This is a genomic window from Enterococcus raffinosus, from assembly GCF_001886185.1.
GTDB lineage: Bacteria > Bacillota > Bacilli > Lactobacillales > Enterococcaceae > Enterococcus_A > Enterococcus_A raffinosus.
Genome location: NZ_JXLA01000121.1, coordinates 1 through 566, shown reverse-complemented (window position 1 = coordinate 566; position 566 = coordinate 1). Strand labels below are relative to the sequence as shown.

At 39.6% G+C, this 566-nt stretch carries 1 protein-coding gene; it reads right to left on the bottom strand.

What is annotated here, in order from left to right; translation table 11 throughout:
• Positions 1-566 (bottom strand): transposase (locus RV13_RS20515; RefSeq protein WP_143142317.1); only part of this gene is annotated, 566 nt, incomplete at both ends.

Genomic DNA, 566 nt, shown 5'->3' with positions numbered 1-566 from the left:
TCTAAGTCCAAAGTAAAAGGGCGTTTTCCTGCTTCGATTCGTTGACGATTGATTTCATCTTCTAATTCATCTTGATAGGCTTTCGCTTCGTCATGAGTCATTTCCTTCGTGAACTTATGTTTATTGGCATTGGCTTTGATGTGCGTCGAATCAAGGTATAAGTTATCTTCTGTCACAAAGCCTGCTTTGACTGCTTGTCCCAAAATATAAGCAAAAATGTCTTCAAACAACGTGGTTTCTCGAAACCGCCGGACATAATTTTTACCAAAAGTGGAAAAATGCGGGATGTCTTCTTCGAAGGAAAATCCTAAAAACCAACGATAAGCGACATTGGTATCGACTTCCTTAATTGTTTGTCGCATGGAGCGAATCCCAAAGAGGTATTGGATAAACACTAATTTGATAAGAATAACGGGGTCAATGCTTGGTCGTCCTAAAGTTGAATAAGTCTCTTCAACAATTGGATAAATGAACTCAAAATCAATCGCCGCATCAATCTTTCGAACAAGGTGATCATGAGGAACCAGATCGTCAATCGTGAGCATCGCGAATTGGTTTCTACCATT